The 14728-nt window shown below is 37.6% G+C and carries 16 protein-coding genes; 12 read left to right on the plus strand and 4 right to left on the minus strand.

The window, feature by feature from the left end:
• Entirely contained in the window at positions 1–846 is an 846-nt protein-coding gene (locus tag LMOATCC19117_RS05255) for a mechanosensitive ion channel family protein (RefSeq protein WP_041931069.1), read from the minus strand.
• Between the two features lie 371 nt (positions 847–1217).
• Here LMOATCC19117_RS05255 and LMOATCC19117_RS05260 point away from each other — a divergent pair, with 371 nt between their 5' ends.
• The 12 genes from LMOATCC19117_RS05260 to LMOATCC19117_RS05315 all read left to right on the plus strand — a co-directional run bounded on the left by LMOATCC19117_RS05260 (position 1218) and on the right by LMOATCC19117_RS05315 (position 11674).
• Positions 1218–2411, plus strand: a complete 1194-nt coding sequence (locus tag LMOATCC19117_RS05260) for a quaternary amine ABC transporter ATP-binding protein (protein ID WP_003727041.1) — start codon at positions 1218–1220, stop codon at positions 2409–2411.
• Complete coding sequence (locus tag LMOATCC19117_RS05265; RefSeq protein WP_003727040.1) at positions 2404–3252, plus strand: ABC transporter permease; 849 nt, start codon at positions 2404–2406, stop codon at positions 3250–3252. The genes LMOATCC19117_RS05260 and LMOATCC19117_RS05265 overlap by 8 nt, the downstream gene beginning before the upstream one ends.
• Positions 3253–3265: 13 nt before the next feature.
• Entirely contained in the window at positions 3266–4168 is a 903-nt protein-coding gene (locus LMOATCC19117_RS05270) for a glycine/betaine ABC transporter substrate-binding protein (protein ID WP_003734321.1), read from the plus strand.
• Between the two features lie 114 nt (positions 4169–4282).
• Entirely contained in the window at positions 4283–4774 is a 492-nt protein-coding gene (locus LMOATCC19117_RS05275; RefSeq protein ID WP_003726432.1) for a PTS sugar transporter subunit IIA, read from the plus strand.
• Positions 4775–4885: 111 nt separating this feature from the next.
• The gene (locus LMOATCC19117_RS05280) at positions 4886–5581 is read left to right on the plus strand and encodes a copper homeostasis protein CutC (protein WP_003726433.1); all 696 of its coding nucleotides are present in this window, start codon (positions 4886–4888) and stop codon (positions 5579–5581) included.
• 80 nt (positions 5582–5661) lie between these two features.
• A complete protein-coding gene (locus LMOATCC19117_RS05285) occupies positions 5662–6534 on the plus strand; it encodes a S1 RNA-binding domain-containing protein (protein ID WP_003730937.1) in 873 nt (290 codons plus the stop codon).
• Positions 6535–6668: 134 nt separating this feature from the next.
• Positions 6669–7382, plus strand: coding sequence for a cell wall-active antibiotics response protein LiaF (gene liaF / locus LMOATCC19117_RS05290; protein WP_003734006.1), 714 nt, complete (start codon positions 6669–6671; stop codon positions 7380–7382).
• The gene (locus LMOATCC19117_RS05295; RefSeq protein WP_003726436.1) at positions 7379–8437 is read left to right on the plus strand and encodes a sensor histidine kinase; all 1059 of its coding nucleotides are present in this window, start codon (positions 7379–7381) and stop codon (positions 8435–8437) included. Before liaF ends, LMOATCC19117_RS05295 begins: the two co-directional genes overlap by 4 nt.
• The gene (locus LMOATCC19117_RS05300) at positions 8434–9072 is read left to right on the plus strand and encodes a response regulator (protein ID WP_003722886.1); all 639 of its coding nucleotides are present in this window, start codon (positions 8434–8436) and stop codon (positions 9070–9072) included. Before LMOATCC19117_RS05295 ends, LMOATCC19117_RS05300 begins: the two co-directional genes overlap by 4 nt.
• 18 nt (positions 9073–9090) lie before the next feature.
• A complete protein-coding gene (locus LMOATCC19117_RS05305; protein ID WP_003719245.1) occupies positions 9091–9750 on the plus strand; it encodes a potassium channel family protein in 660 nt (219 codons plus the stop codon).
• A 155-nt stretch (positions 9751–9905) separates the two neighbouring features.
• The gene (locus tag LMOATCC19117_RS05310; RefSeq protein ID WP_003734322.1) at positions 9906–10826 is read left to right on the plus strand and encodes a hypothetical protein; all 921 of its coding nucleotides are present in this window, start codon (positions 9906–9908) and stop codon (positions 10824–10826) included.
• On the plus strand, positions 10823–11674 hold the full coding sequence (locus LMOATCC19117_RS05315; RefSeq protein ID WP_003730938.1) for an FUSC family protein: 852 nt from the start codon (positions 10823–10825) through the stop codon (positions 11672–11674). The genes LMOATCC19117_RS05310 and LMOATCC19117_RS05315 overlap by 4 nt, the downstream gene beginning before the upstream one ends.
• A 40-nt stretch (positions 11675–11714) precedes the next feature.
• Here the strand turns inward: LMOATCC19117_RS05315 and LMOATCC19117_RS05320 are convergent, their stop codons facing one another.
• The 3 genes from LMOATCC19117_RS05320 to LMOATCC19117_RS05330 form a co-directional block, all read right to left on the minus strand.
• Complete coding sequence (locus tag LMOATCC19117_RS05320) at positions 11715–12680, minus strand: LCP family protein (RefSeq protein WP_003725541.1); 966 nt, start codon at positions 12678–12680, stop codon at positions 11715–11717.
• 108 nt (positions 12681–12788) lie between these two features.
• Positions 12789–14456 (minus strand): ribonuclease J1, encoded by a 1668-nt coding sequence (gene rnjA / locus LMOATCC19117_RS05325; RefSeq protein WP_003722651.1) that lies wholly within the window; start codon positions 14454–14456, stop codon positions 12789–12791.
• A gap of 6 nt (positions 14457–14462) precedes the next feature.
• A complete protein-coding gene (locus LMOATCC19117_RS05330; RefSeq protein ID WP_003722652.1) occupies positions 14463–14672 on the minus strand; it encodes a DNA-dependent RNA polymerase subunit epsilon in 210 nt (69 codons plus the stop codon).
• Positions 14673–14728: the final 56 nt, after the last annotated feature.

Raw genomic sequence — 14728 nt, forward strand, 5'->3', positions numbered from 1 at the left:
TTAATTATTATTTGGTCCGAAGGTGCTGACAAAATTAAGTGGTAACTCGATTTCGTTTTCTGCGAGTGCTTCGCGAATATCTTTGAGTAAGTCACGTTGAACAGAATACTGCTCGCCGTTCACTGCTTTACCGACTACGCGGATAATCATGTTTGTTGCGTCAATGTTTTGCACACCTAATACAACAGGGGGCTCAACGATATTTTTATTTTCTTTTGCAGCTACGTCACAAACCTCACCGATAATTTTAATTGCTTTTTCCGGATCTTCATGTGGACTAATTTGAATGTCCACCATCACACGCATATTACCGCGCGAATGATTACTAACGACCATAATTTGCCTGTTAGGAATGAAATGAAGCGTGCCATCAAAATCACGTACCTGTGTTGTTCTAAGTCCAAGTGCTTCTATTGTTCCATTAACTAGTCCAATGGTAATCGTATCACCAACATCAAGTTGACGTTCAAGTAAAATAAAAAATCCAGTCACAACGTCACTAACAAGTCCTTGCGCACCAAAGGCAATAGCCAAACTCGCCACCCCAGCACTTGCAATAATCGCTGTAACATCCATAAAGTTCTGTAATAATAAAATCGCAAAAGTGAAGAATAAAACATAGCCGTAAAAATTAGAAATCAAGCTTTCTAACGTGTCCGCGCGCCCAACAGAAACTGCTTGTTGTTGCCGATATTTGCGGAAGAAACTACGGATAATTTTATTCCCAACCACGCGGAAAATAAAATAAAGAGCAATTAAAATGGCAATTTTTATTCCTACTGAAATAATATGATTCCAAAATTGGTCCCAGTCAATAGAACTGAACCACTTTTTGAGTAAATTCATCTTCTGGTCCACATCCTTTGAAAGTTCTCCATCCATTTCATCTCCCCCTTCCTAAATGAAATGTCCTTTTCTATTCTAACAAATATTTTATAAAAATGCTGTTTTTAAAATAAATTATCCCCAGAAAATGCGCTTTTTTCGTGAAAAATCCTCCTTTTTTACAAAAAAAATTAAAAAACTGTCAGCCGCTGTTGTTGTAAGATGGAGGCGCTTTCTAAAATGTGCAAAATAGCGCAAACCAAACTGTATGATGTGAAACTGAGCCAAAACTTGTGTACAATGATAAATGTTATTGCTTTTTTTAAAAGTGATATGGGCCGAATTTTTGCCTAATAAATAATTCAATCTAAAAAAAGAAAGGGGATTTTATTTTGAGCAAGATTAAAGTAGAAGAGCTAACGAAGATTTTTGGAAAAAAGGCTTCTAAAGCATCTTCTTTACTTTCTCAGGGGAAATCGAAAACAGAGATTTTGAAAGAAACAGGGGCGACTATTGGTGTTAATAAAGCATCTTTTAGCGTAGAAGAAGGAGAAATTTTCGTTATTATGGGGCTTTCAGGTAGTGGGAAGTCGACTTTGGTACGACTTTTAAACCGTCTAATTGAGCCTACGAGCGGAAAAATTTGGCTTGACGGAAAAGAACTATCTAGTCTAAATAAAAAAGAACTTTTGGAAGTTAGAAGAAAAAGCATGAGTATGGTCTTCCAAAACTTTGGTTTATTTCCGAATAGAACGATTAATCGTAACGTAGAATACGGCCTTGAAATTCAAGGAATGGACAAAGAAGAGCGCGAGAAAAATGCAGCAGAATCGCTTGCACTTGTTGGTTTAGCTGGTTACGGCGAACAATATCCTTCGCAACTTTCTGGTGGGATGCAGCAACGTGTAGGGCTTGCGAGAGCACTTGCTAACAATCCAGATATTTTACTCATGGATGAAGCTTTCTCTGCACTTGACCCACTTAACAGAAAAGATATGCAAGATCAATTACTAGATTTACAAGATAAAATGAAGAAAACAATCATCTTTATTACCCATGATTTGGATGAGGCACTACGTATTGGTGACCACATTATGATTATGCGTGATGGCTCTGTCGTTCAAACAGGTTCCCCGGAAGAAATTCTGGCACATCCAGCAAATGAATACGTTGAAAAATTCATTGAAGATGTAGATCGTTCCAAAGTTTATACAGCGAGCAACGTAATGATACGTCCAGAAATCGTTAATTTTGAAAAAGATGGTCCTCGTGTTGCGCTTAAACGGATGCGTGAGGCTGGAACTTCCAGTGTATTCGTTGTTAAACGTAATCGTGAGCTGGTTGGTATTGTCCATGCAGCGGAAGTTTCTAAACTAGTAAAAGAAAATATTACTTCACTAGAAACAGCTTTACATCGTGATGTACCTACAACTGGCCTAGATACGCCACTTGCAGAAATCATGGATACTATCTCGACAACAACGATTCCGATTGCTGTAACCGAAGATGGAAAATTAAAAGGAATTATCATTCGCGGATCCGTTCTGGCCGCACTTTCTGGAAACGAGGTGAACGTTAATGCCTAATATTCCAACGATTCCATTAGCTAGTTGGATTGACAAATTAGTGGATGGCTTAACGCAATTTGAAGGATTTTTTAATGTAATTACAAATATCATTGGCGGGATTGTTGATGCATTCCAATGGGTGTTCGATTTAGTTCCACCGTGGTTATTTATTATTTTACTAGTACTTGGAACTTTCTGGGTTAACCGTAAAGGCAAAAAATGGGGTTTAATTATCTTTGAAGTTGTCGGTTTACTGTTAATTTGGAACTTAGATTTCTGGCGTGATATGACACAAACATTAACGCTCGTTCTGACAAGTAGTTTAATTGCGCTTGTTATTGGGGTTCCACTTGGTATTTGGATGGCGAAAAGCAATATTGTTGAAAGTATCTTCAAACCGGTACTCGATTTTATGCAAACTATGCCAGCCTTCGTTTACTTAATTCCTGCCGTAGCATTTTTCGGAATTGGAATGGTTCCAGGGGTTGTGGCTTCTGTTATTTTCGCAATGCCTCCAACTGTTCGTATGACTAATCTAGGTATTCGCCAAGTTTCAACAGAGCTTGTAGAAGCAGCCGATTCGTTCGGTTCAACACCTTGGCAAAAACTTTGGAAAGTACAGCTACCAATGGCGAAATCAACCATGATGGCGGGTATTAACCAAAGTATCATGTTAGCACTTTCCATGGTCGTAATTGCTTCAATGATCGGTGCAATGGGACTTGGAACACGTGTTTACTTCGCAGTAGGACGTAACGACGCTGGTGGCGGATTTGTAGCTGGGATTGCGATTGTTATCGTAGCAATCATCCTAGACCGTCTGACACAAGCTTTCAATAAAAAAGCGAAATCAGAATGAGGAGGAGAGTAGATTGCTAAAAAAATTAATCACCACCGCAGTTTTGGCTATGCTTATTTTCACTTTAGCAGCCTGCGGAACAACCCTTGCTCCTTATGACGCGAAAAAAGATTTAGGCGAACAAATCAATTATACAATCACAGGAATTGATGCTGGAGCAGGAATTATGCTTGCAACACAAAATGCGATTAAAGATTACCATTTAGATGATGATAATTGGCAATTACAAACAAGTTCTACCGCGGCGATGACAAGTACACTTCAAAAAGCGATGAAAGATAAGCGCCCGATTGTTGTGACTGGTTGGACCCCGCACTGGATGTTTACAAAATTTGATTTGAAATTTTTGGATGATCCCAAAAATGTTTATGGTAATGCAGAAAATATCCACACCATTGTACGTAAAGGCTTAAAAGAAGATAAACCTTCCGCTTACCAAGTGCTAGATAATTTCTTCTGGACTGCGGAAGATATGTCTGAAGTAATGCTTGAAGTTAATGACGGTGTAGATCCAGAAGAAGCCGCTAAAAAATGGATTAAAAATAATCCAGAAAAAGTAGCAAAATGGACGGATGGCGTGGAAAAAGTAGATGGCGATGAAATCAAGTTAACTTATGTAGCTTGGGATTCTGAAATTGCCTCTACAAACGTTGTCGCAGAAGCATTAAAACAAGTTGGCTACAAACCAACGATTCAAGCAATGGAAATTCAACCGATGTGGGCGTCCGTTGCTACGGATGCAGCTGATGGTATGGTTGCTGCATGGCTTCCAAATACTTCCGGGATCTACTACAAAGATTATAAAGGAAAATTTGAAGATTTAGGACCAAACTTAAAAGGTGCTAAAATCGGTCTAGCAGTTCCAAAATACATGACAAACATTAATTCCATTGAAGATTTAAAAACAAGCAAATAAACGTTTAAAAAGGCATGAAGAAAATCAAGTGATGCTTGATAGTTTCTCCGTGCCTTTTTTTCTCTATAAGGGTAAAATAGTAGTTGATTCATGAAATTGCTAGGAGGAAGATGCATGTTTAAAAAATTTTTAAAAAAATCGAAACAAGAAGTACTATTCGCTCACGTAACTGGGCAAGTTATTGCATTAGAAGATGTTCCAGATCCAGTTTTTAATCAAAAAATGATGGGAGAAGGCATTGCAATCAAACCAGAAACTGGTACCATTGTCGCTCCAATAGACGGGAAAATTATTCAATTGGCAGAAACAAAACATGCTTTTGGCATTCGTACGGATATGGGACAAGAAATTCTTGTACATATCGGCTTAGAAACCGTATCCTTAAATGGAGAAGGGTTCAACGTTTTAGTCAGTGTAGGAGATAAAGTAAAAGTAGGCGATCCTATTGTAGAAGCTGACTTTGATTTTATTGAAAAAAATGCTGCAAGTACTGTTGTACCAATGGTTATAACGAATAGCTCAGAAGGTAAATATGATTTTGATTTCCATGCTGTAACTAAGGCAGAAGCAGGAAAAACCGAAGTCATTACAACTAATTTAAAATAATGAAACAAAATCCGTGAAAAGGTAATTTTCTTTTCATGGATTTTTTTGTATTCAAGCACGTCATAAAAGGGTAGAATGAAGGTAATTAGTAATTAAAAGGAGCGGAATAATATGTTAGAAGTGATAGTTCAAAATCCAAGAGACGCTTACTTAGCGGAAAAATACGGCGCGAATAGAATGGAAGTAGTTTCAGCAATAAGCGAAGGCGGTTTGACTCCAAGTTATGGTGCTATTAAAGAAATCGTACGTGCCTCTAAGTTACCAGCGATGATGATGATTCGACCACATAGTTTTTCTTTTGTCTATGATAAGGCAGCCAGAATAGTCATGGAACGAGATATTGAGCTTGCAAAAGAGGTTGGTGTGCAAGGGATTGTTTATGGTGGTATAACAGAAAATGGAGAAATCGATCAAGCTCTTCTCGAAAAAGTAATAGAATGGAAAGGTGATTTAGACTTAACTTTCCACCGGGCGCTGGAAGCAACTAAAGATATCGAAGCGAGTTACCAAGTTTTACGTACATATGGGAAAGACATCAACCAATTATTAACTTCAGGTGGTACAGCAAACGCACTTGACTCTTTGCCACGCCTAAAACGCTGGATTCAAGATAGCGAAGCACAGCCAGATTCATTCCAAATTTTAGTTGGAAGTGGCGTCAAACCAGAAAATATCGCGACCTTCCAAGCGACATTAAATCATAGCGACTACCATGTAGGAAGTGCGGCTAGAGAAGCCAATGATTTTTCCAAAGACATTTTAAAAGAAAAAATCGATATTTTACAGCAACAAATAAACAAAGATTGATTCTTCGTAGCAGGTAGCCTTACAAGCTTAGATAAGCTATAATGAAACAAGACTATTCTTAAGGAAAAGGTGGAAAAAAAGTGAATAACTATATTGGCAAAAGCCAAATAATGACAGTGAAAGAAATCAAAGATACAGGATGGCTCCTTGAAAAAGACGGAGTAACTGTTTTTTTATCTAAATCAAATACACATGAAACGGAACTTGCTGTTGGAGCAGAAGTAACCGTATTTATTTTTGTGGACTATGACCGCGAAATTGCAGCAACAACGATTATTCCAAAAATTCAAGTAGGGCATTACGGCTGGGGAACGGTGACAGAAGTACGTAAACATTTAGGTGTTTTTGTCGATATCGGCATTGAAAAAGACGTGGTGGTATCATTGGATGACTTACCTGCATTACCACACTTGTGGCCGAAAAAAGAAGATCGCGTGATGATTGCGCTACGTGTGGATGAAGAAAATCGTGTTTGGGGCGTCCTTGCAGAAGAAGAACAATTCCGCGCAATTGCCGTTCGTGCAGAACAAGATCTATTTAACCATAATGTCGAAGGAACTATTTATCGTTTATTAAAAGTCGGTTCATTTGTTTTTACGGATGATTTTCATATTGGATTTATACATGAAAGTGAACGAACTTCGGAACCAAGAATGGGCGAACGTGTGAAGGCTCGTGTTATCGCTGTAAAACCGGACGGGTCTCTTAATTTATCGCTTCGTGGTAGAGCACATGAAGTATTAAATGATGACGCGGAAATGATTTTAACTTATTTGCGAAGTGTTGGCGGAGAAATGCCATTCGGAGATAAATCAGATCCAGATGCCATTCGTGCCAAATTTGGTATTAGTAAAGCCCAATTCAAGCGTGCAATTGGTACGCTTTTAAAAGCAAGACGAATCACTCAAGAGAATGGTGTCGTTACAAAAATAACGGAAGAAACATCGGACTAAAGTAGTAGGGGATGTTCCAACTAGCGCGGTTGTTTCAATCAGTAAATCCTCGCTATAATTAACACAGCATGTACAAAGTAGCAAAAATCGAGAAATAACTTTGTCAAAAGAGGAACGTAAGGAGGTGTGTCAGCTTGAAAAAAATGGAAAGCTCGGTTGTTTTTGTATTTTTAATTGCGATTATTGTTGGCGTTGGTTTGGAGATGCTGTTCCAGTGGGAGTTGCTTATTTTATTTGCACTCGGGATATTTTTTATCTTTACATCAAGGAAGGCAAGCGCAACAAAGAAAAGTGCAAGAAACTCATTATTTATTGGTATCGTATTTATCATTATCGCCGTGTTACTTACAACCACGTTTAAAGTTGGGCTTGTTGTTGCAGGTATTTATGCGATCATTCACTACATTAGTAGGAAGCGGGCACCCCAATTATTGATGCTCAAAACGAGAGAACCTGACAGCAAGATTGACCGTACGGATAAGTTTATTCGTAATCAGTGGTTCGGTAACCAGCGTATACTTGATGTAGTGTATGAATGGGATGACATCAATATTCAAACAGGGATTGGAGATACGATTCTTGATTTAGGGAACACGGTTTTACCAACTGGCGAAAGTGTCATTATGATTCGTAGTGTCTCAGGAAAAATTCGGATACTTGTTCCATTTGATATCGGTATTTGCATTGAACATTCCGCAATTTTCGGAAACATCCAATATGATAAAGAAAGCACCTCTATTCAAAATAATAGCATCAAGGTCTACTCAGATAATTACGAAAGTTCCGCACGAAAAGTGAAAATCATGACTTCTGTAATCTTCGGAGATTTAGAGGTGATTAGACTATGAGTTTTTCGAAACTGATGATGGCTGTTTGCTCAGGGTTACTACTTGTTGCTACAGCCATCGGTACGGTCGGTTACTATTTTTTTAGTGAAGGTTCTTGGTATAAAATTCTCATCGAACAAAAAATCTTTTACATTCCCTTTGTGGTTTTCGTTCCGCTTACAGCCATTTCGATTGGTTTAATTATAGGCGGTTTGCTCGGGTATTTTGTTAAACAAAAATTTGAATCAATTGACTTTTCGATTCGGCTGCTCGGACAAGGCGATTTGGAGAAAAAGATTACGAGTGAAGAAGACGAGAACTTTTTAGAAGTGCAGCAAGTATACAAGCAAATCGACCGCTTACGTGATAAAATGAAAGCACAAACGATTTTGACACAAAAACTTGCAAGCGACCGTGCTGAATCAACTGGCCAAACGAAAGAAGCTATTTTGTCAGAAGAGAGACACCGGATTGCTAGAGAATTACACGATTCAGTGAGCCAACAGCTTTTTGCAGCAATGATGCTTTTATCAGCTTTGAATGAACAGAGTGAAAAAAGCGCAACACCGGCGATGCAAAAACAACTAAAAATGGTTGAATCTATCGTAAATGAATCCCAATCAGAGATGCGGGCGCTTTTACTTCATCTGCGTCCAACGCAACTCGAGGGTAAATCATTAAAAACTGGTATTGAGCAATTATTAAAAGAATTAACAACCAAATTGCCAATCGAAGTAGAATGGCAAATCGAGGATATTAGTTTGCAAAAAGGCATTGAGGATCATTTGTTCCGTATTGTTCAAGAATTACTTTCCAATACATTACGACATTCTAAAGCTAAATTATTAGAAGTACGCCTCGTAACGATGGATAATTTAGCGGTGATGAAAGTAGTTGATGACGGCGTTGGGTTTGATATGGATAATGTTCGACAAGGCTCTTATGGATTACAAAATATGCGAGAACGAGTTGCTGAATTCGGCGGCACCATCAAAATAATTAGTTTCCCAGGAAGAGGAACTAGTGTAGAAATAAAAATCCCACTTGTTGCGAAAAAGGACGTGGAAAGCGAATGATAAAAGTATTACTTGTAGATGATCATGAAATGGTACGTATAGGTGTCTCAGCTTATCTTTCTGTGCAAGATGACATGGAAGTGGTTGGCGAGGCAGAGAACGGTCGTGAAGGGGCTGATATGGCTCTAGAACTACGCCCAGATATTATTTTAATGGATTTAGTTATGGATGAAATGGACGGCATCGAAGCCACAAAAGAAATTATGCAAAACTGGAAAGAAGCAAAAATAATTATCGTTACAAGTTTTATTGATGATGAAAAAGTATACCCGGCACTTGAAGCTGGAGCGAGCAGTTATATGCTTAAAACTTCAACAGCGAGCGAAATTGCAGATGCGATTCGAGCTACATACGGCGGAGACTCTGTTCTTGAACCAGAAGTAACTGGCAAAATGATGCAACGGCTAACCGCTAAACCAGAGAAAAACTTACATGATGATTTAACGAATCGTGAAAATGAAATCTTACTTTTAATCGCGGAAGGTAAATCCAACCAAGAAATCGCAGACGAACTTTTCATCACTTTAAAAACGGTGAAGACGCATGTAAGTAATATTTTATCGAAATTAGATGTGCAAGATCGTACGCAAGCAGCAATCTATGCATTTAAACATGACTTAGTAGAAAAAAAGTAGCAAGGAGGTAACGTACACATGAAAGAAGGATTTGCAGTCATCGGTCTTGGGCGATTCGGCGGAAGTATTTGTCGTTCACTTGTCGAGCAAGGAATGGAAGTACTTGCGATTGATTCGGATGAAGAACGTGTCAACGAATATATGTCCATTGCGACCCATGCAGTTATCGCTAATTCAACAGATGAAAACGCGCTACGCCAGCTTGGTATTCGTAATTTTGAGCATGTTATCGTTGCGATTGGTGAGGATATTCAGTCGAGTATCTTAACTACACTTATTTTAAAAGAAATGGGCGTAAAATACGTTACCGCAAAAGCGACGAATGATAAACATGCCAAATTGCTTGATAAAATCGGAGCAGACCGGGTTGTCCATCCTGAGCGAGACATGGGACGACGTATTGCGCATTACATCGTATCGAAAAACATGCTAGATTATCTTGAATTATCGGATGAATATAGTCTAGTCGAAATCTCTGTATCTGATCCACGTTTCCTTGGAAAGAGCCTAGTTGATTTAGATTTCCGTAACTCTTTTGGTGTCAATATTGTCGGTATTAAAAAAGATAAACAAATGATTATTACTCCTGAAGCCAATGATGTTCTACATGAAGGAGATATTCTAATCGTTATCGGTTCGGATGATGACATTGAACGACTACAAGAAAAAATTCAATAAAAAGAAAACCTATGTAATATAAAGAGATATGTCAACATGTCTAGTATATTCTTAGGTTTTTTTTATTGTTTGCGAATTACCGCTTGCTATCTAGCCAGTTATTTTCTATTATAGTTACAGAGCTTCACATAAAGGGACAGAAGGAGGGGGAACAGATGAAGAAATTTTTGCTTGATAAAATCGGCGCTCGAGGACTTATTCAGATGTTGCAAGCATTTATTTATGCGAGCATTTGTGTAGTGGTCCATACAGTTATTTTTCCTGATTTGGCCGGGGTTTTACCTATAGTGGTACTAATAGGGATTATTTCAATGCAACCTACATATGGAATTACCAGAAAAGTCATTCCCCAAATAGCGCTAGCATTCACTCTAGCGTGTATTTTTGTCATTATAAGCACCTATTTTTTCCCAATCAATGTGTATATTTACTATGTTGTCATGATAGTTGTTATTTTGGCGGTGAATTTCTTGATGCCGCAGAAATATATGGTAATGACACTCGCGATTGGGACAGCACTTTACTTTCTTGGAACAGATGATTTGCCAATGCCTCTCTATACTATGATAATTGTCGCGTTAATAGATGTGTTTGTGTTCTTTTTACTGGTGCAGTTAGTCGTAAAATATGTACATTTACCACTCGAAAAAACCGTTCAAACTATTATGAAACAATTGGTAGGACTATTTGACAAGGAAATTGAAAGTGTATTTAAAAATAATGGTAAATTTATAGCAAAACCATTGTATAGTATTTTTGTTCAGTCACAAATGTTTATTAAAGAATATAGTGCTAGTAAAAAAGCGAATCCTCGTCATGTGGAGCTGTATCAAGCGTTACTGCCTAATTATCTTCAACTTTTTTTTCATATGCAAACAATGGAGGACATTGGACGAGTTGGTTTGTCGGAAGAAGCGAAACAGGCCCTTGCTCAGATTAACGTGAAAGTTTCTGATGAAATTAACGCGAAAGAAGCCAATCCAGTTGCCTCATTTCACGTGAAAAAATTTGTTGAGAACTTCCTAGCTATTAAGGTTGGAATGAAAGAATTAGTGGAAGGGAGAGAGCAGAAATGAAAAAGATTTCTATGAGAGAACGTTTCGCTCTTGATCCACGAGTTATTAAAGTGCTTATTAGTATTACGATAGCAGTGATTTTATTCCCTATTATGGGTGATTGGATTGTGTATCCAACATACGTATTTAATGCTATTTATATTACCGCACAAATGAGTAAGGGGGATACATATAAATCAAGCATTGAGCGGATTATCGGTACTATTGTAGGTGGACTGCTTGCAGCCTTTGTATACTTGCTAGTTCCCAACCATCATTATATTATGATTCCGATTGGCGCAGCACTTGCAGTTATGCTAAGCTATCTATTTACTAAAAAATTCACGATGGTTATTGTTGTTATTACAGTAATGGTACTTGTCGGAAAAGGCGACGGAGAGCCGATAGTCTTTTTAAGAGACCGACTATTTGATACGATGATTGGTCTTGTGATCGGTTTTGTTGTCTATGCGCTTTACCCACGCAAGAAAAACAAAAAATTAAATCAAGTGTTTATTTCTCAGGAAAAGGCAGTTTTAGAAAGAATAAAAGAAATTGATATAAATAGCGAAGATGCAAAATCTCTAGCTCCCAAAATAAAAGGTTTGTGGAAACAGTTGATAGATTTAAGAAAAACACGCGAACAAATTATTACAGATAGCAGTTTTGTTGCGAGTTTGACTTCTGATGAACCAATGCTTCATTTTACTCATTTAGTAGAGCAAGCAATTAATAATATTGAAATTTTATATCATGTGACGCTTGAAAAAGAGTCTGAACCTAATTATGAAGTTGTATTTGCTTATCACCAACAAGCATGCGCGAAAGTAATTACAGAGATGGATGCACTTATTACGAAACATAAATAAAAAAGATGACGGAAGCTCGTTCAAGCTTCCGTCATCTTTTTTATTCAGTAATATCTAAACTCTTTTTAAACATAGTAATTATTCGCTCTAAATCTGTTTTATCAGGGGCGAAGTAATATAAATCAAATCCATAAGACTCGCTATAAATCATTTCCCCTTCGCCTTTAAGTTCTTGGGAATCGACGTTTTTAAGTACGGAAGAATAATTTGCAGCCATGGATGTAATATCTGTAAGCGTCATATTAGTTTGGAAATTATCGCCAACGGCTTTCATAATGCTTTCAAAATTGGAAACTCCGGAAGAACTGATAACCTTATTCGCAATACCAATAATGACATCGCGCTGTCTATCTTGACGACCAAAGTCACCACGAGGATCTTCATGACGAATACGAACATATTGTAAAGCTTCTGTTCCGTTTAAAGTAATGTTACCTTTAACAAATTTGCTATTTACTTCTGTTAAGTCGATATCGTTATAAACAGTAATACCACCAACTGCATCAACTAGGTCTTTAAAGCCCTCCATATTGATTGAAATGAAATAATCTACGGGAACTCCTGGCATAAGTTTTTCGACCGCTGAAACTGTTCCTGAGGGGCCACCGTTGGAGTAAGAGGCATTAATCTTACCAATGTCACCATTTCCGTAGTCTACTTTTGTATCACGAGGAATACTAACCATTTCTACGGCATTTTGTTGTTTATTAGCTGTGGCAAGAATAATTGTATCTGCGCGACCATTTTTTTCACCAGGTCGGGCATCTGAACCCATGAGTAACACTGAGAAAGGTTTTTTCTTTTCTAAATCACTTAAAGTTTTATTACTTGATTCTAGAGGGACATTTATTTTTGAAAAGGTATTTTGAACGGTGATGTAATACTTCGCTGCCAATCCTGTTATAGAGAAGAAGATAATTCCTAAAAGAGCAACACTAGCAATTTTCATAACTTTAGTAAAAGTGGACGTTGTTTTTTTCTTTTTTTCAGCCCTAGTTTCTGTCATAAAATTTTCCTCGTCTTTCTATTTTGTTTGTTTAAACATACCATCGTCTTTCTGAGAAATCAACAAAAAAACGATAAATGATTTTGAAACCATTTATCGTCTTGAAAACTATACTTCCATGATTATTGGTAAAATCATTGGACGACGTTTTGTTTTTTCGTACAAGAAAGGTTGCAAAGTATCTGTAATTTCATTTTTGATTTCAGACCATTGCGTTGTTTTTTGTTCCATTACTTTATTTAAGTGTCGCGTTAGGAGGCCTTGTGCTTCTCCGATGAGATTACCGGATTCACGCATATAAATGAAGCCGCGTGAAATAATATCAGGTCCTGCCATCACACGAGAATTTTTCATATCAATGGATACAACAACAATTACGAGGCCTTCTTCAGAAAGAATACGACGATCGCGAAGGACAATATTACCGATATCGCCAATACCGCTACCATCAATATATACGCTTGCTGCATGGATTTTACCAGCAACATGAGCTGTTTCACTTGTTAATGCGAGTACATCTCCATTTGCCATAATAAAGCTATTTTCTTCTGGAACACCACATTCTTCAGCAGACTCTGCATGGATTTTTTGCATTCTGAATTCACCATGAATTGGCATAAAGAATTTAGGTTTCATCAAACGAAGCATTAGTTTTTGTTCTTGTTGACCACCGTGACCAGAAGTATGGATATTATTTACTTTACCATGGATAACTTCTGCACCAGCTTGATATAGTAAATTGATTGTGCGGTTTACACTCGTTGTATTACCAGGGATTGGGGAAGACGAGAAGACTACCGTGTCACCTGGTTGAATTTGGATTTGGCGGTGCGTACCATTAGCAATTCTAGAAAGAGCAGCCATTGGTTCACCTTGACTCCCTGTACAAAGGATAGTCACATTTCCAGCGGGTGTTTTATTAAGTTGATGCACATCAATAAATGTATCTTTTGGCGCTTGAATATAGCCTAATTGTTTACCGATTTCCATAGCAGATTCCATACTACGACCGAAAACAGCGATTTTACGGCCAGTTTCGATAGAGGATTCAACTACTTGTTGTAAACGGTAAATATTAGATGCGAAGGTAGCGAAAATAATTCGTCCTTCTACATCGCGGAAAATATTTTTAATACTTTCGCCAACGACACGCTCACTCATGGTGAAATTTGGTACTTCCGCATTTGTACTATCAGATAGTAAACAAAGAACGCCTTCTTTACCGATTTCAGCCATTTTTGTTAGGTTTGCTGGTTCGCCAACTGGAGTAAAATCAAACTTGAAGTCACCAGTATGAACGATGTTACCAGATGGAGTTTTGACAACAATACCATACGTATCAGGAATACTATGGGTTGTACGGAAGAAAGAGATACTTGTTTTTCTGAATTTAAAAACGTCATCTTCTTCATATTCATAAATTTTGGTTTGACGAAGCAAGCCATGTTCTTCTAATTTGTTGCGGATAAGTGCACTCGCAAGTTTCCCAGCGTAAATTGGGATATTAAGATCGCGAAGTAGGTAAGGAACGCCACCGATATGATCTTCATGACCATGGGTGATAAAAAGCCCTTTAATCTTATCTTTGTTTTTAACTAGGTAACTGTAGTCAGGAATAACATAATCAATACCAAGAAGTTCGTCTTCCGGGAACTTGATTCCTGCATCAATTAGAATAATTTCGTCTTGAAATTGTACGCCATATGTGTTTTTACCGATTTCGCCTAGTCCACCAAGGGCGAAAACAGCTGTCTCATTATTTTTAACAAATTTCATATAGGCTTATTTTTCCCAGAGCGCGAAGTCTGGGTTTTCCTTTTCATAAGCTAAGTGCGCGTCACTAATTTTTTCGACAAATTCGATGTGGAAAGGTTCATCTTTTAAAAGTTGGCGTACTTTTACTTCGCTTTCCGCTTCTACGTATAAAGATTGTGTTTTTTCGCGTACGGGTGTTTCTGTCAGTGTTTCTTGATAAAATACTTTAAAAATCATGTTTTTCTCTCCTTAAATTTTAAGTTTAGTTTTTAAAAATAGATTCTCTGGTCGAA

Origin of the sequence: Listeria monocytogenes ATCC 19117 (assembly GCF_000307025.1) — a bacterium.
In the GTDB taxonomy this organism is placed as follows: Bacteria; Bacillota; Bacilli; order Lactobacillales; family Listeriaceae; genus Listeria; species Listeria monocytogenes_B.